The organism is Paraburkholderia sp. CNPSo 3274 (assembly GCF_024206475.1).
Classification (GTDB): Bacteria; Pseudomonadota; Gammaproteobacteria; order Burkholderiales; family Burkholderiaceae; genus Paraburkholderia.
The window spans coordinates 128527-148879 of record NZ_JAMBPR010000012.1 but is presented as its reverse complement, the minus strand read 5'-3'; the positions used below and the strand labels follow the sequence as shown (position 1 = coordinate 148879).

Sequence of the window (20353 nt, the reverse complement as noted above, 5' to 3'; positions counted from 1 at the left end):
AGGAAATGGAAGTCATCAACCATACCGTCATTAACCTGATCATCTTCGTGCTGGCCGTGTACGTCGGCTATCACGTGGTCTGGAATGTCACGCCCGCGCTGCATACGCCGCTCATGGCCGTGACCAATGCGATCTCGGCGATCGTGATCGTCGGGGCGATGCTCGCCACGGGCCTGACCGTGGGCGGACCGGGTAAATTCTTCGGCACGTTCGCCGTGCTGCTCGCGGCCGTGAACGTGTTCGGCGGGTTCCTCGTCACGCGGCGAATGCTGGAGATGTTCCGCAAGAAGGAGCCAAAAAAGCTCTCCGCCCCCGGCAGCAAGGAGGGTGCGTAAATGAGCATCAACGTCGTTACGCTGCTTTATCTGGTGGCGTCGGTCTGCTTCATCCAGGCGCTCAAGGGACTGTCGAATCCGAAGAGCGCGCGCGCCGGCAATGTGTTCGGCATGGTCGGTATGGCCATCGCCATTCTCACCACCCTTGCCCTGATCGTGAAGGAGTCCGCACAGTTCGGCTCGAACCTCGGGCTCGGGCTTGCGCTGTTGTTCGCGGCGCTCGTGGTGGGCGGCGGCCTTGGGGCCTACGTCGCGGCGCGCGTCGAGATGACGAAGATGCCCGAACTCGTCGCGGCCATGCACTCGCTGATCGGTCTCGCGGCGGTGTGCATCGCGTATGCGGTCGTCTCTGAGCCGGCAGCGTTCGGACTGGTTGCAGAAGACGCGCCATATCCGGGCTTCCTGCCGTACGGCAACCGCATCGAGCTGTTCATCGGCACGTTCGTTGGTGCGATCACGTTCAGCGGTTCGGTCATCGCCTTCGGCAAGCTCTCGGGCAAGTACAAGTTCCGCCTGTTCCAGGGCGCGCCGGTGGTCTATCCGGGCCAGCATCTGATCAACCTGTTCCTCGCGCTCGGCATGGTCGGCTTCGGCATCCTGTTCTTCATCACGCAGTCGTGGCTGCCGTTCATCATCATGACGCTGATCGCGTTCGCGCTGGGCGTGCTCATCATCATTCCGATCGGCGGCGCGGACATGCCGGTGGTCGTCTCGATGCTGAACTCGTACTCGGGCTGGGCGGCAGCGGGCATCGGCTTCTCGCTGAACAACGCCATGCTGATCATCGCGGGCTCGCTCGTGGGCTCTTCCGGCGCGATTCTGTCGTACATCATGTGCCACGCGATGAACCGCTCGTTCTTCAACGTGCTGCTGGGTGGCTTTCTACGGCCTCGCGGTGGCGCGCGCGCAGCATGCGCTGAAGGAGCTTACCGACAAGCTCGTGGAGAAGGGCGTGGACGTGCGCTACGCGATCCACCCGGTGGCGGGCCGCATGCCGGGCCACATGAACGTGCTGCTCGCGGAAGCCGAGGTGCCCTACGACATGGTGTTCGAGATGGAGGACATCAACAACGAGTTCGGCCAGACCGATGTCGTGCTCGTGCTCGGTGCGAACGACGTGGTGAATCCGGCGGCGAAGAACGATCCGAAGTCGCCGATCGCGGGCATGCCGATCATCGAGGCGTACAAGGCGCGCACCATCATCGTGAACAAGCGCTCGATGGCGGCGGGTTACGCGGGCCTCGACAACGAACTCTTCTACATGGATAAAACCATGATGGTGTTCGGCGATGCGAAGAAGGTGATCGAGGAGATGGTGAAAGCGGTGGAGTGAGCGCTGCTCGCATCAAACCTACGCGAGGGGCGCGCAGCGATGCGCGCCTTTTTCAATTCCGGCTGTGTTGACCGCTCACAGCGAAGGCGCATTCACGCGGCGCAGATAGTCGGCTAGCCGCCGCCCGCTCACATCGGGAAACTGCTCGAGCACTTCCACGTTCTCCATGCGCGCGATGTTGAAGTTGCGGAAGTCCTCGCGCATTTCGCACCAGGCGCCCACCGTCCATTGCGCGCCCCAGTACACGAGCCCAAGCGGCCAGATGCGCCGCTGTGTATGCGCGCCGATGCGGTCGCAGTACGCGAAGCGCACGACGAGCCGCGTGTCGACGGCGCGATGCAGCGCGTCGAGCTTGTCCGAGAACGCGTGATCCATGTGATACGCCGGCGCGAACACGGCAAGCCGTTCCAGCACGGCGCGCTTTTCCGCGGGCATCGCGGCGGCGATCTTCGCGAGCGCGCCGCGAGCGCCGCTCGCGAGCGCCGCGCCGCCCCACGATTCGGCCATGCGCGCGCCCACTGCGAGCGCGGTGAGTTCGTCGGCGGTGAAGGTGAGCGGCGGCAGACTCGCCGTGCGCGCGAGCCGGTAGCCGATGCCCGCCTCGCCTTCGATCGGCACGCCCGAGAGCTGCAGGTCGCGCACGTCGCGATAGACCGTGCGCGGCGAGACTTCGAGCCAATCAGCCAACTGCTGGGCGGTGGTGAGACGCCGGCCGCGCAGCAGTTCGGCGATGCGAAAGAGGCGGTCGGCGCGGCGGGTCATGGCGGGGCGCTCGCGAAGGCGGTCGCGGTGACTGGGATAAGCACAGATGATAGCGCCGGGCGGGCGCGGCGCCCGGCCGCGCGCTCAACCGAGCTTCGGCGCGTGCAGACCGACGCGGTTGCCTTCGGTATCGATGAAGAAGCCGATATAGCCGTAGTTGTTCGGCAACTCCACCGCGGGCCCTTGCTGCTTGCCGCCGGCTTTTTGCACGCGGTCGAGCACGGCCGTGACCGATGGCTGCGCGTTCAGATACACGAGCACGCCCTTCGGATCGGGCTTGGCGTCGTGCGGATTGAACACGATGCAGCCGCCGGTTTCAGTTTCGGTGTGAGCGAACAGCGCCATCGGCACGCCGCCGACCACTTCGCGCTGCAGCGCGGTGTCGAAGGCGGTTTCGTAAAAACGGGCGGCACGCTCCAGGTCGTGCGCGGGAATTTCGAACCACGAGATCACACGGGACAGATCGGTAGACACGATACAGCTCCTCGAAGGCAACGGCGGACGGTGAATGGCGGCAGCCGGGCGGCGGCAGCCTCGCCAAGTGGCGTAGAAGCAGTGTGCCAGGGGGCTGCTGACAGCGTGTTGTCAGTAGGTTTGACGCGCCGTGCCGCGCGAGCTTCGGCGGCCGTCGCGTTGCTATTCGCGCGATTCGATGCCGGCGTTCACGCTGCAGAAGATGTTTCCGGAGTCCGAGGGAGATCCGCTGGCGGTGGCGCAGAGCTGCGCCACGCGCGGCGCGGCGGCGGGTGGCAACGTCACCCGCCGTGCGCGTTTGCCAACGTCAGCTGGCGTCGTCGTTGCCGGCGGCGGGGTTCGCGCCGCCGTTGGCCGGACGCTGGCGCACGCTGCCCGCGATCAGGTCGAAGCGGAACAGGCGGCATTCGAGCGCGCCGTTGTAGAGCGGCGTCTTGGCGGCTTCGCGCAGGCGCAACTGGCCCGGCAGCTTGCGGTCCGAGGTGAGGACGAACGCGCGCCAGCCCGTGAAGCGCTGCTTGAGCGCGTCGCCGAGCGCCTGGAAGAACTCGGCGTCGGGCGCCTCGTCCTTGGCGCGGCGAAAGCCTTCGTCATCGTCGCCGCGCAGCTCGCGCGCCGTCGGGCGCGCCTCGCCGCGCGCATTGCGGCCGCGCACCTCGATACGCTCGCCGTACGGCGGATTCGCCACGAGAATGCCGGGCGCTGCCGAGGGCGGCGTCATGTTGCGCGCGTCAAGCTGCTTGAGCGTCACGCTGCCGAAGCCCGCGCGCTTGAAGTTCGCACGCGCCTTCTCGAGCATGACGTCGGAGATGTCACTGCCGTAAATCAGTAGATCGCCGGTTTTGCTTTGCGCGAGATTGCGTGCCGTGTTCGCCTCGCTCTTGAGGTGCCGCCACGCGGCCATGTCGGCCTGCTTGAGCGACTCGAAGCCGAAGCGGCGATCGAGCCCCGGCGCGATGTCGAGCGCGACTTGCGCGGCTTCCGCGAGGAAGGTGCCGCTGCCGCACATCGGGTCATAGAGCGGCGTGCCGGGCGTCCAGCCCGTGAGGCGCAGGATGCCGGCGGCGAGGTTCTCGCGCAGCGGGGCGGCGCCCTTGTCCAGACGCCAGCCGCGCTTGAAGAGCGGCTCGCCCGAGGTGTCGAGATAGAGCGTGCATTCGTTCGCCGTGAGGAAGGCGAAGACGCGCACGTCGGGATAGGCGGTATCGACGCTCGGACGCGCACCGGCCTTGTCGCGCATGCGGTCGCAGATCGCGTCCTTCACGCGCAGCGTGGCGAATTCGAGGCTTCGCAGCGGCGACTTGATTGCGGTGATGTCGATGCGGATCGTCTCGTTCGCCGAGAACCACTTCTCCCACTGCTGCTCGCGCGCGAGTGCATAAATGTCCTGTTCGCTGCGGTATGGGTGCTGGGCGATCTTCAGGAGCACGCGGCTCGCAATGCGCGAATGGAGGTTGGCGGCAATGCCGCCGGCCCAGTTGCCGCGGAAATGCACGCCGCCGGGCACCTCGGCGCCGACCTGGAGTGCACCGGGCGGCAGGCGCCGTTGCGCGGTTTCGGCCAGTTCGGCGGCGAGCGCGGCTTCGAGGCCGCGCGGGCAGGGGGCAAAGAAATCGAAAGACATGAAGGAGGATGGGACGCTGCGGGGAAGGCGCTATTGTACGCGGGTTGCGGGAGCGGCCAGACGTGTATGCCGCCTGCGCCGCTGGAGACCACTCAATGCCCGCATGTGGCCCGCCATTTGCCTTGTCCCTGACCGCTCATCCGAAAGCGTCGCGTGCGAGCCTTTAATGGTTCCGGATCGCCTTCCGGGCGTGGGGATCGGCTACGCCGCAGGGCGGCGTCAGCGAAAAACCGCCGGCTCAGCCGCCGGCGGCCGCCATCTGCGGACACGCGATACTCGGCGCCGGCTTCGCTCGCGCGCCAGCCTTCGCGCCATTCGCCGCCACGCTCACACGCGGCGCGGCGGCCAGCGCACGCACGCCGCTCGCGATCGACTGCGAGAGCGCCTCGACCGCTTGCCGGTGGCCGATGACGAGCGCGTCGTAGCCGTCGCCCACTTTCTCGTTGAGCACGCTGCGGCAGGTCAGGACCGTTTGCGTGTCGAGCGCGCGTACGCTCCATACGGCGTCGAGGAGCGCATGCGAGCCCGGCCACGATTCGAAGCGCTGCACGTTCACGCTCACGCGATAGACGGGCACGCCCTCGGGATGCGGCGAGCCGTACACGTCGATGGTGCCGAGCTGCTGCGTGAGATCGCCCGAGAGTGCCCGGCGGATCTCGTCGCCGGGCATCGAGGACCAGCGCTCCTGCTCGAGTACGCTCACCTGGTTAGCGTCGGTTTGCACGACGAACTGTGCCTTCGCCACTTGCGGAGGAACATCGACAGGCGCCAGCTCGATCAGCCACTGGGCGTTGCCCGCGCCTGGCGCAGCGGCGGTGCGAGCCGCATCGTCGGTCGGGCTGAGCGTGTAGAACCGGCTGGGGGGCGAACTGCAGCCCGCCAGCGCGGCTGCGATGACCAGCGCACCCAGCGCGCCGAGCGTGGCAAGGGAGGGGACTCGTCGGAACGTCATGGCTTGTCTCCAGATTTGCCGCGCAGCAGCGATTCGGGATGGCGCTCCAGATAATCGGAGAGCGCGTTGAGCGACTGCAGCGTACGCGTGAGTTCCTGCATCGCCTGGTGCACGTCGGACTGCAGCGGCGAATCCTGCTGCAGCGTGGACTGCGCGGCGCTGAAGGTCTTCTGCGCTTCGTCGAGCGTGCCCTGCAGCTGCGGCAGGATCTGGTCGTTCACCTTGCCGAACAGCTGGTTCGCGTTCTTGAGCGACTCGTTCAGGTTGTTGCCGATCTTGTCGAACGGAATCTGATCGAGCTTCTTCGCAATGTCCGCGACCTGCAACTGCAGTTCTTCGAGCGAGTTCGGCACCGTGGGCAGCTCGAGCGGGTCGTGGTTGAAATCGACCGCCGCGGGGCCCGCCTTCGGGAAGATGTCGAGCGCGACATAAAGCTGCCCGGTGATCAGGTTGCCGGTGCGCAACTGGCCGCGCAGGCCGCGTGCGACGAGCCGCCTGATCAGCTCCTGGCTTTGCGGCGTATGCGGCGCGGGCGCTTCGCCGCGGATGCGGCGCGACAGGCGCAGCGGGTAGAGGTCGATCGTCACGGGCATCGTGAAGTTGTGCTGTTTCGGGTCGTACTCGATGCCGATGTCGGTCACCTGGCCGAGCACGATGCCGCGGAAGTCGACCGGCGCGCCGACCGAAAGGCCGCGCAACGACTGGTTGAAGTACATGACCACGCGTTGCGGCGCGCCGTCCGGCTCGCGCATCGCTTCGCTCTCGTCGGAGGCGAGCGCGAACGTGGCGGTGTCGGGCGCTTGCGGGCCCATGGACTGGCCGGCCGGAGCCTGGAACGCGAGGCCGCCCACCACGATCGTGGCGAGCGACTGCGTGTTGACCTTGATGCCGCTCGAATCGAGCTGCACGTTCACGCCGCTCGCGTGCCACCAGCGCGTGTTGGTGCCCACGTACTGGTCGAATGGCGCGCTCACGAACACCTGCACCGTCACGCCGGTGCCGTCCTTGTCGAGCGAATAGCCCGTCACCTGGCCTACCTGGATGCGCCGGTAGAAGATCGGCGTGCCGATGTCGAGCGAGCCGAGCGTCGCGCTATGCAGTGTGTAGCGATGCCCCTTTTCGTCGATGGTCACGGCAGGCGGCGCTTCCAGCCCGACGAAGTCGCTTTGCGATTCCTGCGAGCGGCCGGCGTCCGCGCCGATATACGAGCCCGAGAGCAGCGTGGTGAGGCCCGAAACGCCGCTTGCGCCCACGCGCGGACGCACGACCCAGAAGCGGCTGTCCTTCACGGCGAATCGTTCGGCGTCCTTGGTGAGCTCGACCGTGACGATCACATGCGACAGGTTGGGCGAGAGCTTGATCGCGCGTACCGAACCGATGTCCACGTCCTTGTACTTGACCTTGGTCTTGCCGGGCTCGAGCCCTTCGGCGCTCACGAAGCTGATCGTGATGGTCGGGCCGCGCGTGGCGACCGACTTCACGACGAGCGCCACGCCGATCAATGCCGCGACGATCGGCACGATCCATACGAGCGAGGGCAGCCAGCGCCGCGGCTTGACGATCTCCGGCTCCGGCAGATTGGGCGGGGTCGGTCCTTTCGGACTATTCATGGGGGTTGATCCTGAGAGTGTTGCGCAGGTTTGTGTTTGTCTTCGTCCACCGGATCCCAGATCAAGCGTGGGTCGAACTGCATCGAGGCGATCATCGTCAGGATCACGACCGAGCCGAACGCGATCGCGCCGGGGCCGGCCGTGATGACCGCAAGCGACTGGAAGCGTACCAGCGCGACGGTTAGCGTGACAACGAACACGTCGAGCATCGACCAGCGCCCGATGAATTCGACGAGCCGGTAGAGCTTCGTGCGTTCCACGGGGCGCCATGTCGAGCCGCGCTGCGAGGTGAACGCGAGCAGCGCGAGCACCGAGAGCTTGAGCATGGGCACGAGAATGCTCGCGATAAAGACGATCACGGCGAGCGGCCAGTCACCCGAGGTCCAGAAGTAGACCACGCCGCTCATGATGGTGTCGTCCTCGTCGCCGACGAGCGAGGTCGTATGCATCACAGGCAGCAGGTTCGCGGGGATGTAGAGCAGCGCCGCGGCAATGAGGAGCGCCCACGTGCGCATGATGCTGTCCGGGTTGCGCTCGTGCACGGGCGAGCCGCAGCGTGCGCAGCGCACGTGCCGGGAGGCGCGCACGTGCGGCTGCACGTGCCCGCAGGCGTGACACGAGACGTAGCCGGCGTCGGCGGCGGTCTGATATTTCATTGGGGCCCCTTGGGGAGCGGGCCGCCGCGCGGCGGCGCCGGGTCTTGCGCGCGTGCACCGGGCTCGCGGATCTCGGGCTCGGAGAGCGGGTGAGCCGATGCCGATGACGGCGCGGCGGGCGAATACGGCGCGCGCGGTCCGCCCGGGCCCGCGTCACCCGCGATGCCGCCCGGACCCGCGCCGCCCTCGCGCGCCGCGCGTGCGGCGTCGCGCAGGCCGTCGGCGATGTCCCAGAGCGTGCGCGCATCGAACGTGACGACCACGGTGAACATCAGCGTGAGCGCGCCGAAGGCGAACAGCGCGGTTTCGGGAATCACGCGCGCGAGGCTCACCATTTTCACGATGGTGATGAGCACGCCCAGCATGAAGACCTCGAGCATGCCCCAGGGCCGCACGAACTGGATGGCGCGCAGCACGTGGTCGAAGCCCGGTGGAATGAAGCCGCGCCGCACCGGCAGCAGGACGTAGAGCAGCGCCACCATCTCCGTGAGCGGAAAGAGGATGGTTGCGCAGAACACGATCACCGCGATGATCTCCATGCCCTCATGCCACAGCACCACGAGGGCGCCGAACAGGCTCGACTCCGTAGTGATACCGTTCGCATCGAGCTCGATGATCGGGAACGACTGGGCGATGATGAAGGTGACGAGCGCCGCGACCGTGATGGCGCAGATGCGGTCGAGCCGGGACGCGGCGCTGCTGTAAAGCGTAGCGCCGCAGCGCGAGCAGCGCGCGGTCCGGCGGCCGAGCAGCCGCGGTTTGCGGTAGAGCGCGTCGCAATCGTGACACGCGATCAGTTTGTCCTGGGCCATGCGGGCAGGTGACGCAAAACGACGTGAACAAAGGATGCGCTACGGCGGCGCGCATGTCGGAAGGTGCGGACAGCGCCTCGCGCCATGTTACCAAACGCGCCCGGCGGCGTGCCGGAACGAGCCGCTGGCCTCCGACGGGGCGGCCGCAGGCGCTGCGGCGGGGTAAGCCGTCTGGCGGCGCTTGCGTGCGCGACGAACGGGCTGCGAGTGTGCCACGTTTGCGCCGTCCGCGTGTGCGAGCGCGGCTCGACACGGCACTTATCTCCAGATGTTTGCAGTCACTCGATTTGGATTATCTTTCGGGCATAGGACCAGGACGGCTGCGGAAGGTGGCCGCAGCCCATCCACGAAGCAAATGACTACGCAATCAAAGCGAGACGATCATGGAAGCATTGTCGAGGTGGATTCGTTCTTATCGGTGGCGTCCGGCGGTCGGGGCCGCGGCAGTGTGGGCCGGCGCCGCTGCGGTGCTGCTCGCCGGCGGGGCTGCCCACGCGCAGCTCGACGCGGCGAAGAGCACGATCGTCGCCGTCTCGCGCCAGATGAACGTGCCGGTTCAGGGCAGCTTCACGAAGTTCGACGCGCAGATCGACTTCGATCCGGCCAGGCCGGCGGGCGGCAGCGCGAAGATCACCGTCGACACGGCGAGCTATGATCTGGGAGACCCGACCTACAACGATTCGGTGCACGGGCCCGAATGGTTCGACGCGAAGACGTTCCCGCAGGCAACGTTCGTCTCGACCGCCATCGCGCCGACCGGAACGAACCAGTACAGCGTGAGCGGCAAACTGACGATCAAGGGGCACACGCAGAACGTGGCCGTGCCCGTCGTGCTCACGCAGCAGGGCGCGACGCAGACCTTCGACGGCACGCTGCCTGTTCACCGGCTCGCCTTCGAAATCGGCACCGGCGAGTGGAAGGACACCTCGATCGTCGCCGACGTAGTGTTCATCAAATTTCATATCGTCGTCGCGCACAAGTAGATCGACGACGCCCAGGAGGCGCTTTTGAACAAGCTCGTATTGATGGCCGCAGGGGGCGCCGTGTCGCTCGCCGCCCTGGTGACGCAAGCCGCGCACGCCGCTGATACTTACCAGCTCGATCCGAACCACACGTTTCCGAGCTTCGAGGCCGACCACTTCGGCGGTCTTTCCACGTGGCGCGGGAAGTTCACGAAGACCACGGGCACGGTCACGCTAGACCGCGCGGCGAAAACGGGCACCGTGGACGTGACGATCGATCCGGCGTCGATCCAGACCGGCAATCCGCGGCTCGACCAGCATCTGGTGGGCGACGACTTTCTCGATGTCGCGAAGTACCCCACGGCCACCTACAAGGGCACGCGCATCGTCTTCGACGGCGATACGCCCAGGGAGGTGATCGGCGAGTTCACGCTGCATGGCGTGACGCGGCCGCTCAAGCTCGAGATCGAGGCGTTCAAGTGCATCCAGCACCCCGTGCTCAAGCGCGAAGTGTGCGGCGTGGAGGCCGAGGCCGCATTCAACCGCGACGACTTCGGCATGGACTCGGGCAAGAAGTATGGCTTCAAGATGAAGACCACGCTGCATATCCAGGCCGAAGGGATCAAGCAGTAGGGAAGAGCGGCAGCGCGGCGAGGGCCGTTGCGTATGCACGAAAAAAAAGCCGGTTCGAGAGAACCGGCTTTTTTGCTGGTGCGCCGCTTAAACCTGCGCGCCCGCGTTCGGATCGTTCGGATCGAACTTTTCCTTCTTGTCCTTGATGAGGTCTTCGCGCTTCACGCCGAGCCACCTGGCGAGCGCCGCGGCAACGAACACCGACGAGTAGATGCCGAAGAGAATACCCACCGTCAGCGCCAGGGCGAAGTAGTGCAGCGTCGGGCCGCCGAAGAAGAACATCGAGAGCACCATCATTTGCGTACAGCCGTGGGTGATGATGGTTCGCGACATCGTGCTGGTGATGGCGTGGTTGATGACTTCGGTCACGCTCATCTTGCGCTCGCGCCGGAAGGTCTCGCGAATCCGGTCGAAGATAACGACCGATTCGTTCACCGAGTAGCCGAGTACGGCGAGCACCGCCGCGAGCACCGAGAGCGAGAACTCCCACTGGAAGAACGCGAAGAAGCCCAAGATGATCACGATGTCGTGCAGGTTCGCGATCACGCCGGCCACGGCGTACTTCCATTCGAAGCGGAACGACAGGTAGATGACGATGCCCGCCACAACGCAGGCGAGCGCGAGCAGGCCGTCTGTCGCGAGTTCCTTGCCGACCTGCGGGCCGACGAACTCCACGCGCTGCAACTGCACCTGCGCATCGGCCGCCTTGAGCGTGGACATCACCTGGTCGCTCTGCTGCGCGGAGCTCAGGCCTTGCTTGAGCGGCAGGCGGATCAGCACGTCGCGCGACGTGCCGAAGTTCTGCACCTGGGCGTCGCCATAGCCGATCTTCGTGAGCGAGTCGCGCAGCGGCTCGAGCGGCACCGCCTGCGGATACTGCACTTCGATGACCGTGCCGCCCGTGAATTCGATCGACAGGTGCAGGCCGCGGTGGAAGAGGAAAAACACCGCCGCGATGAAGGTCAGGAGCGAGATCGCGTTGAAGATCAACGCGTGCTTCATGAACGGGATGTCTTTGCGGATGCGGAAAAATTCCATGGTCTTGACTCCGTATCAGCGGGACGAGCCGGTGTTGTTGCCAGAGCCGCCGGTGCCGCCCTGGGCATCGCGGCGGCGCACGACCGGTTTGGCGCGCGCAGCACCTTTGGCGCCGGCCTTGACCGGCTCACGCTTCGTGGCAGTCGCGGCAACCGCGCGGCCCGTGTCGGTGCCAGCATCGGCACCGGCGAGCGCGGGCGTGCCTTCATCCGGTTCCGGACGCCACACCTGACCCACCGCGAGCGACTTGAGCTTCTTCTTGCCGCCGTACCAGAGGTTCACGAGACCGCGCGAGAAGAACACGGCCGAGAACATCGACGTGAGAATGCCGATACAGTGCACGATCGCAAAGCCGCGCACCGGGCCCGAACCGAACGCGAGTAGCGCGAGACCGGCGATGAGCGTGGTCACGTTCGAGTCGAGAATCGTCGCCCAGGCGTGTGCGTAGCCGTTCTGGATGGCCAGTTGCGGCGGCGCACCGTTGCGCAGCTCTTCACGCACGCGCTCGTTGATGAGCACGTTCGCGTCGATCGCCATACCGAGCGCGAGCGCAATAGCCGCGATACCCGGCAGCGTGAGCGTGGCCTGCAGCATGGAGAGCACGGCCACGAGCAGCAGCAGGTTCACCGACAGGCCGATCATCGAGATCGCGCCGAACAGCATGTAGTACGCGATCATGAACACGGCGATGGCGGCGAAGCCGTAGATCACCGAGTCGAAACCCTTGCGGATGTTGTCCGCGCCAAGGCTCGGGCCAACCGTGCGTTCCTCGATGATGTCCATCGGCGCGGCGAGCGACCCTGCGCGCAGCAGCAGCGCGAGGTCGGCGGCAGCCTGCGGCGTGGGCTGGCCCGTGATCTGGAAGCGATCGCCCAGTTCAGACTGGATGGTCGCCACCGTCAGCACTTCACCCTTGCCCTTTTCGAACAGCACCATCGCCATCGGCTTGCCGATGTTGTCGCGCGAGACGGCGCGCACCGCGCGGCCGCCCGCCGAATCGAGGCGGATGTTGACCGACGGACGCTGATGCTCGTCGAAGCCCGCCGAGGCGTCGATGATGCGGTCGCCGGTGAAGATCACCTGCTTGCGCAGCAGCACCGGCGCGGCATTGCCTTGCGTGAAGAGCTCGTCGCCCGGCGGCACCGGCGCGTTCACGTCCGGATGCAGGCCCATCGGATCGGCGAGGCGCGCTTCGAGCGTCGCCGTGCGGCCGATGATGTCCTTCGCCTTCGCGGTGTCCTGCACGCCCGGCAGCTCGACCACGATGCGGTCGTCGCCTTGCTGCTGGATCACGGGCTCGGCTACGCCAAGTTCGTTCACGCGGTTGTGCAGCGTCTGGATGTTCTGCTTGAGCGCGGCTTGCTGAACCGCCGTCTTCACGGCCGGCGTGAACGTGCCGACGAGCTGCACGCCGCCTTCGGGATTGTTCTGCGAAGCCCACTGCAGTTCGGTGATGCCGCCCGAGCCCGCGAGGACCTTGCGCGCCTGCTCGGCCGTGTCCGCGTCGGCGAAATTGACGACCACCGACTGGTTGACGCGGTTCACGCCGCCGTCGCGGATGTTCTTGTCGCGCAGGAGCGTGCGTACGTCCGAAGCGTCGGAGTCGAGCTTCTTGTTGAGCGCGCCGTTCATGTCGACCTGGAGCAGGAAGTGCACGCCGCCGCGCAGGTCGAGGCCGAGGTACATCGGCAGCGCGTGCAGCGACGTGAGCCAGTGCGGCGAGGCGCTCTGCAGGTTCAGGGCGACGATGTACTGCGGATCGTTCAGGTCGGCGTTCAGCGCTTTATTGAGCGCGTCTTTCAGGCGCAGCTGCGTGTCCGTGTCGGCGACGCGCACGCGGATGTTCGCGTTCATCGACGAGTTGTCGAACGTGACGTCGGTCGCCCGGATATTGTTCGCGGCGACCGCGGCCTCGACCTGGGCAAGCGTGCCTGAGTCGAGCCTGACGGTGGCTTTACCGCTCGACACCTGGACCGCGGGCGCTTCGCCGAAGAAATTGGGCAATGTGTACACGAAGCCGATGACGAGCGCCACCAGCATCACGACATATTTCCAGAGGGGATAACGGTTCATTGGTTGACCCAACGGGGGAGGGGAATGGCCTTAAGCGCTGCGCGCGCGTCCGGCGTTGCCTTCGGGGCGTACCTGCATTGACGTTTGCTGGTCAGTGGCTGCGAGGGCGGGCCGGGCGCGCGAGGCCGTTCTTTCAGAGGCAACGGCCTCGATGATTCCGTGAAGCGTTACAGCGACTTGATCGTGCCCTTCGGCAGGATGGTCGAGACCGACGACTTCTGCACGGTGATTTCCGTGCCATCGGCGATTTCGACGCCGACGTAGGCTTCGCTGACCTTGGTCACCTTGCCGACGATGCCGCCGCTCGTGATGACTTCGTCGCCCTTGGCCATGGCCGAGAGCATGTTGCGATGTTCCTTCTGGCGCTTCATCTGCGGACGGATCATGATGAAGTACAGCACGGCGAACATCAGAATGAGCGGCAGGAAGCTCATGATGCTCGATTCGGCACCACCTGCTGCACTGCCTTGCGCGAAGGCATTGGAAATGAACGACACGTTGGTCTCTCCGTTTTTTACGATCAAAAAGCGAGCCGGTTATTCTACCACCGGCATTCATCGCGGCGATGACGCAAAATAGGCTTTGCGATCAAGTGCTTATCTCGGACCACGCCCCGGCACGGCATGCGCGCGCGTGAAAACCGGGGCGGCTCGAGCGGACCGCATGCCTTGTCCGCGCCATTATTGCGAAAGGTTATTGTAATGTATCGCGGCCGGCACGAGACACGCCGTCGTGAGACGCCCTCTCAGTCCACGCCGCGTGCGCGCTGCCCGGCGAAGCGCTGGCGGAACGCCGCGAACGTCTTCGTCTCGATCGCCGCGCGCATCTCGCTCATCAGCTCCAGGTAGTAGTGCAGATTGTGGATCGTGTTGAGCTGCGCGCCGAGGATCTCGCCCACGCGGTGCAGGTGGTGCAGGTAGCCGCGCGTGAAGTTGCGGCAGGTGTAGCAGCCGCATTGTTCGTCGAGCGGGCGCAGCGAGTTGCGGTGCACGGCGTTGCGGATCTTGATGTCGCCAAAGCGCGTGAAGATCCAGCCGTTGCGCGCGTTGCGCGTGGGCATCACGCAGTCGAACATGTCGACGCCCGAGGCCACGCCCGCCACCAGGTCTTCCGGCGTGCCGACGCCCATCAGGTAGTGCGGCTTGTCGGCCGGCAGTTGCGGCGCGATGTGTTCCAGCACGCGCATCATGTCTTCCTTCGGTTCGCCCACCGAAAGACCGCCGATCGCGTAGCCGTGGAACGGCATCTGCGCGAGGCCGGCGAGCGATTCGTCGCGCAGGTCCTCGAACATGCCGCCCTGCACGATGCCGAACAGTGCATTCGGGTTACCGAGGCGGTTGAACTCGTCGATCGAACGTTGTGCCCAGCGCATCGACATGCGCATCGAGTCCGCGGCTTCCTTGTGCGTGGTGGGCACGCCGTTGGTCGCGTAGGGCGTGCACTCGTCGAACTGCATGACGATGTCCGAGTTCAGCACCTTCTGGATCTGCATCGACACTTCGGGTGAGAGGAACAGCTTGTCGCCGTTCACGGGCGAGGCGAAGCGCACGCCGTCTTCCGAGATCTTGCGCAGGTCGCCGAGCGAGAACACCTGGAAGCCGCCCGAATCCGTGAGGATCGGCCGGTTCCAGCCCATGAAGCGGTGCAGGCCGCCGTGCGCCTCGATCGTTTCCAGGCCCGGGCGCAGCCAGAGGTGGAAGGTATTGCCGAGGATGATCTGCGCCTTCATCTCTTCGAGCTCGCGCGGCTGCGTGGCCTTCACGGTGCCGTAGGTGCCCACGGGCATGAAGATCGGCGTTTCGACCACGCCGTGATTGAGCGTGACACGGCCGCGGCGGGCGAGGCCGTCGGTGCCGAGCAGTTCGAATTTCAGGCCATTTTGCGGGCGTTCGCCCAGATAGGCGCCGTGTTCGGCGCGTGCGTTGTTTTGATGACCGTCGGTCATACGGTTGACTCCTGTGCAACCGGAAAACAGTCCGGCGCAGATGGTGAAACGCCGCCGCGCGTTGCGGGTATGTCGCGCGACGGCCTGGAAAGCGTGTGTGCTGCCTGCTACTTGTTGAGCGCGTCGTCGGTTTTCGTCAACAGCATCGCGTCGCCGTAACTGAAGAAGCGATAGCGCTCATCAATCGCGTGACGGTACGCCGCGCGTATCGTTTCGATGCCCGCGAACGCCGAAACGAGCATCAAGAGCGTGGACTTCGGCAGGTGGAAGTTCGTCACGAGCCGATCGACCACGCGGAATGTGTAGCCAGGCGTGATGAAGATATCGGTTTCCGCCTGCGTTGCCGCGAGCGTGCGGCCTTCGCGGTCGGCGTCGCGCGCGGCGGCTTCGAGCGCGCGCATCGAGGTCGTCCCCACCGCGATCACGCGGCCGCCGCGCGCACGCGTGGCCGCGATCTTGTCGACGAGCGATTGCGGCAGCTCGTACCATTCGCTATGCATCTTGTGCTCGGCGATGTTCTCCACGCGCACCGGCTGGAAGGTGCCCGCGCCCACGTGCAGCGTGAGCGTGGCGCGCGCGACGCCTTGCGCGTCGAGCTGCGCGAGCAGGGCGTCGTCGAAGTGCAGGCCCGCCGTGGGCGCGGCCACCGCGCCTGGATTCTGCGCGAACACCGTTTGATAGCGCGTTTCGTCGCTCGCATCGGCGTCGTGTGTGATGTAGGGCGGCAACGGCAGACGGCCGTGTCGCTCGATCAGCGTGAGGCAGTCGTCGGGAAAGTGCAGCGTGTAGAACTGATCGACGCGCTCGCCCACCGTCACGTCGAACGCATCGGCGAGGCGCAGCACCGTGCCGGGGCCCGGGCTCTTGCTCGCGCGGATCTGCGCGAGCGCCGTGCGCGCGCCGGTCAGGCGCTCCACGAGCACCTCGATCTTGCCGCCACTGGCCTTCTGGCCGAAGAAACGCGCCTTCAGCACCTTGGTATCGTTGAAGACGAGCAAGTCGCCCGGCGCGATGCACGCGGGCAGGTCGGAAAAGCGGCGGTCGGTGAGACGCGCGGGTTGTGTCGTGTTATCGACCTCCAGCAGACGGCTCGCGCTGCGCTCGGGCAGGGCGGTCTGCGCGATCAGTTCCTCGGGGAGGTCGAAATCGAAATCGGAAAGCTTGAACATGCGGCCTGAAGTAACGGAAATGCGCCGGAGGCCCGGCGCGCGGCGGCTTGGCGGAGCCGAACCGTCAAGCGGTTGCGCCCCAAAAAGCGGCTGCAATGGCCGTTCGTGCGTGACGAACCACCAAGTTGCATGGGACCGGTTAAGGGCTAAAGCCCTAACTCCGGATCGACACGGCTATGATTGCGGGACGTGCGCGATAGCGATGCGCGCGGCGTGCCTGATGGCAGAAGCCGTCGCGCTGCACGCGCCGCGCCATGCCGGAAAGCCGATATTGTACTTGCGAAGCTGCCCATGCCCCCATCCGTTAGCCGATTGATGTCCGAACCCGACTCCGCGAGCGAAGCGCCCGACGACGCGCGCACGCCCGAGGACGGCGCGCGCAAGGAGCAACCGGACACGACGGAAGGCGCCGCACCGCCCGCGCGCAAACGCGCCGCGAAGAAATCCGCAGAAAAAGCCGTAGAAAACGCCGTAGAAAAAGCTGCAGAAAAAGCCGCGTCCAAAGACAAGCCCAAGCTCACCAAAACCGCCGACCGCCTCGCCAAACTCGGTCTGCGCAGCGACATCGATCTCGTGTTGCATCTGCCGATGCGCTACGAGGACGAAACCACGCTCACGCCCATCGGCGAACTCCTGCCGGGCGGCATCGCGCAAACCGAAGGCGTGGTGTTCGACAACGAGATCGTCTACCGGCCGCGCCGCCAGCTCGTCGTGAAGCTGCAGGATCACAACGGCGACGAGCTTCATTTGCGCTTCCTGAACTTCTATGGCTCGCAGGTCGCGCAGATGGCGATCGGCAAGCGGTTGCGCGTGCGCGGCGACGTGCGCGGTGGCTTCTTCGGCATGGAGATGGTGCATCCGGCGGTGAAGGTCGTCGAGGGCGACGCGCCGCTGCCGCAGGCACTCACGCCGGTGTATCCGTCCACGGCGGGCGTGAGCCAGGCGTATCTGCGCAAGGCGATCGACAACGCGCTTTCGCGTGCGCATCTGCCTGAATTGCTGCCGGATGCGGTGGCGCACGAGTTCATGGAGCCGCTGAATCTGCCGCCATTGATGGATGCTGTGAAGACGCTGCACCACCCGCCCGTGAACGCCGACGAGCATGAGCTGATCGACGGCACACATCCCGCGTGGACGCGCATTAAATTCGAGGAGCTGCTCGCGCAGCAACTGTCGCTCAAGCGCGCGCACGAAGAGCGCCGCACGCGCGCTGCGCCCGCGATGGCTCGCCACGTCGCGGGGCGCAAGAGCGAAGAGACGCTGCTCGCACGTCTGCGCGGCGCGCTGCCGTTCACGCTGACGCTCGCGCAGGAGCGCGTGGTGGCGGAAATCGCGCACGATCTCGAACAGCCGCACCCCATGCAGCGTCTGCTGCAAGGCGACGTGGGCAGCGGCAAGACCGTGGTCGCGGCGCTCGCGGCCGCGCAGGCCATCGACGCGGGCTACCAGGCCGCGCTCATGGCGCCCACTGAAATCCTCGCGGAACAGCACGCGCGCAAGCTGCGCGGCTGGCTCGAGCCGCTCGGCGTGCAGGTGGCGTGGCTCGCGGGCAGCCTCAAGGCGAAGGAAAAGCGCGCGGCGCTCGAAGCCGCGGCGCTCGGCACGGCGCAGCTCGTGATCGGCACCCACGCGATCATTCAGGAGGCCGTGGAATTCGCGCGCCTCGGCCTCGTGATCGTCGACGAGCAGCATCGCTTCGGCGTCGAGCAGCGGCTCGCGCTGCGCGCCAAGGCGCAGAATGCGAAAGCGCCTGGCGAGACGCATCGCGAGTTCCAGCCGCATCAGCTGATGATGTCGGCTACGCCGATCCCGCGTACGCTCGCCATGACCTACTACGCGGACCTCGACGTCTCCACCATCGACGAACTGCCGCCCGGCCGTACACCGATCCTCACGAAGCTCATCTCCGACGCGCGCCGCGAGGAAGTGGTCGCGCGCGTGCGCGCGGCGGCGCTCACGGGTCGTCAGGTGTACTGGGTATGTCCGCTGATCGAGGAAAGCGAGACGTTGCAGCTGCAAACGGCCGTCGAGACTTACGAAACGCTCGTGGCTGCGCTACCGGAACTCACCGTGGGCCTCGTGCACGGCCGTCTGGCTTCCGCGGACAAGGCCGCCGTCATGGATGCGTTTTCACGCAACGAAGTGCAACTGCTCGTGGCGACGACGGTTATCGAAGTGGGCGTGGATGTGCCCAACGCCTCGCTGATGGTGATCGAGCATGCCGAGCGCTTCGGCCTCGCGCAATTGCACCAGTTGCGCGGGCGCGTGGGGCGGGGCAGCGCCGCTTCGGTGTGCGTGCTGCTCTATACCGGGCCGTTGTCGCTCACGGGCCGCGCACGCCTGCAAACCATGCGCGAGACCACCGACGGCTTCGAGATCGCACGCAAGGACCTCGAAATCCGCGGCCCCGGCGAATTCCTCGGCGCGCGTCAATCTGGCGCGGCGATGCTGCGCTTCGCGAGCCTCGAGAACGACGCGTGGCTCATCGAGCCCGCGCGCGGCGCAGCCGAACGTCTGCTGCACGAGTTTCCGCTCGTCGTCACGCAGCACCTGAACCGTTGGCTCGGCGCCCGCGAGCAGTACCTGAAAGCGTAAATAGTCCATTGCGCGGAACCTGCGCGCGCCTGCGCCGTCTGACCCTTTTGTGCTGATCACGCCCCGCATAGGGGTGTTGATTATTGGCGAATCACCGCCATAGGTGTATAACTACAAGCTATTGATTCACCTTTTTTGATTGGTCCCCGAATGACGCTCACTGAATTGAAATACATTGTCGCGGTAGCTCGAGAGCGCCACTTCGGACGGGCCGCGGAAGCCTGCTTCGTGAGCCAGCCGACCCTTTCGGTCGCCATCAAGAAGCTCGAAGACGAACTGAACGTGCAAATCTTCGAGCGCGGCACGAGCGAGGTGAGCGTGACGCCCATCGGCGAGCAGATCGTCACGCAAGCGCAGCGCGTGCTCGAACAGACGCTCGCGATCAAGGAAATCGCCAAGCAGGGCAAGGATCCGCTCGTGGGGCCGCTGCGCCTGGGCGTGATCTATACGATCGGGCCCTACCTGCTGCCCACGCTCGTCAAGCAGATGATCAAGCGCGTGCCGCAAATGCCGCTCATGCTGCAGGAGAACTACACGCTCAAGCTCATCGAGCTGCTCAAGCAAGGCGAGATCGACGTGGCGATCATGGCACTGCCGTTCCCCGAAACCGGCCTCACGCTGCGGCCGCTCTACGACGAACCGTTCGTCGTGGCGCTGCCTTCGGGCCACGCGTGGGAACAGCGCCCGAAGATCGACCCGGACGACCTCAAGCAGGAAACCATGCTGCTGCTCGGCAGCGGGCATTGCTTCCGCGACCACGTGCTGGGCGTGTGCCCGGAACTGATGCGCTTCTCGCAGAACGCCGACGGCATCCAGAAGACGTTCGAAGGCTCGTCGCTAGAGACCATTCGTCATATGGTCGCGAGCGGCGTAGGCATTACCGTGCTACCGCGCATGTCGGTGACCGAGGTGAAGCCGCACGCCGGCGGCGTCGATTCCGGGCTGCTTTCCTACGTGCCGTTCGACGAACCCGTGCCGGACCGCCGCGTGGTGCTCGCGTGGCGCAAGAGCTTCACGCGCATGCCGGCAATCGAGGCGGTCGTCGACGCCATTCACGCCTGCGAGCTGCCCGGCGTGAGGAAGATCGAGGCGCCTGCCGAGGCAGCCTGACGTACATCGCACCGTGCGCTTTCGGGCTGCGCGGAGCGTTTCCCTCTCCAGCGCGGCATTCGCCCGCGCCGCAATTCCCCGGCCTTGCGTTTCTTGCGACCCCAATAACCTGCGTCTATTCGATAGATTAAATAAATCAAATTATATATATCGATAGTCGATGCTAAAGTTTCCCCTAACCGATCCCGACCGGAAACTACTGGAGGAAGCGATGCAAACCACCCACTCGAACACTCCCGCACCCAGCACCCCGGCACGCGCCCATTCTGG

Annotated in this window: 16 protein-coding genes and 2 pseudogenes; 6 read left to right on the top strand and 12 right to left on the bottom strand. The window is 65.7% G+C overall.

Annotated features, from left to right (window positions below):
* Positions 1–5 precede the first annotated feature (5 nt).
* Positions 6–335, top strand: a complete 330-nt coding sequence (locus tag M3I54_RS10730) for an NAD(P) transhydrogenase subunit alpha (RefSeq protein ID WP_028201972.1) — start codon at positions 6–8, stop codon at positions 333–335.
* A pseudogene (locus tag M3I54_RS10725) lies at positions 336–1668 on the top strand (NAD(P)(+) transhydrogenase (Re/Si-specific) subunit beta).
* Between the two features lie 75 nt (positions 1669–1743).
* Here M3I54_RS10725 and M3I54_RS10720 read toward each other — a convergent pair.
* From M3I54_RS10720 to M3I54_RS10690, 7 genes and pseudogenes are all read right to left on the bottom strand, one after another.
* Positions 1744–2436: pseudogene (locus M3I54_RS10720) on the bottom strand (helix-turn-helix transcriptional regulator); the annotation flags it as partial.
* A 78-nt stretch (positions 2437–2514) separates the two neighbouring features.
* The gene (locus M3I54_RS10715) at positions 2515–2907 is read right to left on the bottom strand and encodes a VOC family protein (protein ID WP_375542124.1); all 393 of its coding nucleotides are present in this window, start codon (positions 2905–2907) and stop codon (positions 2515–2517) included.
* Positions 2908–3211: 304 nt separating this feature from the next.
* Entirely contained in the window at positions 3212–4528 is a 1317-nt protein-coding gene (locus M3I54_RS10710; RefSeq protein ID WP_254335549.1) for a class I SAM-dependent RNA methyltransferase, read from the bottom strand.
* A 238-nt stretch (positions 4529–4766) separates the two neighbouring features.
* Positions 4767–5480: a membrane integrity-associated transporter subunit PqiC gene (locus tag M3I54_RS10705; protein WP_254335547.1), complete on the bottom strand. Its 714-nt coding sequence runs from the start codon at positions 5478–5480 to the stop codon at positions 4767–4769.
* Positions 5477–7090: an intermembrane transport protein PqiB gene (locus M3I54_RS10700; protein ID WP_254335545.1), complete on the bottom strand. Its 1614-nt coding sequence runs from the start codon at positions 7088–7090 to the stop codon at positions 5477–5479. The genes M3I54_RS10705 and M3I54_RS10700 overlap by 4 nt, the downstream gene beginning before the upstream one ends.
* Entirely contained in the window at positions 7087–7746 is a 660-nt protein-coding gene (locus tag M3I54_RS10695; RefSeq protein WP_254335538.1) for a paraquat-inducible protein A, read from the bottom strand. The genes M3I54_RS10700 and M3I54_RS10695 overlap by 4 nt, the downstream gene beginning before the upstream one ends.
* On the bottom strand, positions 7743–8558 hold the full coding sequence (locus M3I54_RS10690) for a paraquat-inducible protein A (RefSeq protein WP_254335536.1): 816 nt from the start codon (positions 8556–8558) through the stop codon (positions 7743–7745). Before M3I54_RS10690 ends, M3I54_RS10695 begins: the two co-directional genes overlap by 4 nt.
* Before the next feature lie 383 nt (positions 8559–8941).
* Here M3I54_RS10690 and M3I54_RS10685 point away from each other — a divergent pair, with 383 nt between their 5' ends.
* Positions 8942–9541, top strand: coding sequence for a YceI family protein (locus tag M3I54_RS10685; protein WP_254335533.1), 600 nt, complete (start codon positions 8942–8944; stop codon positions 9539–9541).
* 42 nt (positions 9542–9583) lie between these two features.
* Positions 9584–10153: a YceI family protein gene (locus M3I54_RS10680; protein ID WP_254335766.1), complete on the top strand. Its 570-nt coding sequence runs from the start codon at positions 9584–9586 to the stop codon at positions 10151–10153.
* Positions 10154–10240: 87 nt separating this feature from the next.
* On the opposite strand, the gene secF is transcribed toward M3I54_RS10680, so the two are convergent.
* The 5 genes from secF to queA form a co-directional block, all read right to left on the bottom strand.
* Positions 10241–11191 carry a protein translocase subunit SecF gene (secF, locus tag M3I54_RS10675; protein ID WP_254335530.1) on the bottom strand — a complete coding sequence of 317 codons (951 nt, stop codon included), beginning with the start codon at positions 11189–11191 and terminating at the stop codon, positions 10241–10243.
* Between the two features lie 15 nt (positions 11192–11206).
* Positions 11207–13264, bottom strand: coding sequence for a protein translocase subunit SecD (gene secD, locus M3I54_RS10670; RefSeq protein WP_254335528.1), 2058 nt, complete (start codon positions 13262–13264; stop codon positions 11207–11209).
* A 167-nt stretch (positions 13265–13431) separates the two neighbouring features.
* Entirely contained in the window at positions 13432–13761 is a 330-nt protein-coding gene (yajC, locus tag M3I54_RS10665) for a preprotein translocase subunit YajC (protein WP_254335526.1), read from the bottom strand.
* A gap of 248 nt (positions 13762–14009) precedes the next feature.
* On the bottom strand, positions 14010–15209 hold the full coding sequence (tgt, locus tag M3I54_RS10660; protein WP_254335522.1) for a tRNA guanosine(34) transglycosylase Tgt: 1200 nt from the start codon (positions 15207–15209) through the stop codon (positions 14010–14012).
* Between the two features lie 107 nt (positions 15210–15316).
* Positions 15317–16378: a tRNA preQ1(34) S-adenosylmethionine ribosyltransferase-isomerase QueA gene (queA, locus tag M3I54_RS10655; protein ID WP_254335520.1), complete on the bottom strand. Its 1062-nt coding sequence runs from the start codon at positions 16376–16378 to the stop codon at positions 15317–15319.
* Between the two features lie 291 nt (positions 16379–16669).
* Between queA and recG the strand changes: the two genes are divergently transcribed.
* Both recG and M3I54_RS10645 read left to right on the top strand, forming a co-directional pair.
* Positions 16670–18973, top strand: a complete 2304-nt coding sequence (recG, locus tag M3I54_RS10650; protein ID WP_254335512.1) for an ATP-dependent DNA helicase RecG — start codon at positions 16670–16672, stop codon at positions 18971–18973.
* Between the two features lie 150 nt (positions 18974–19123).
* Positions 19124–20083, top strand: coding sequence for a hydrogen peroxide-inducible genes activator (locus tag M3I54_RS10645; protein ID WP_028201988.1), 960 nt, complete (start codon positions 19124–19126; stop codon positions 20081–20083).
* Positions 20084–20353 lie beyond the last annotated feature (270 nt).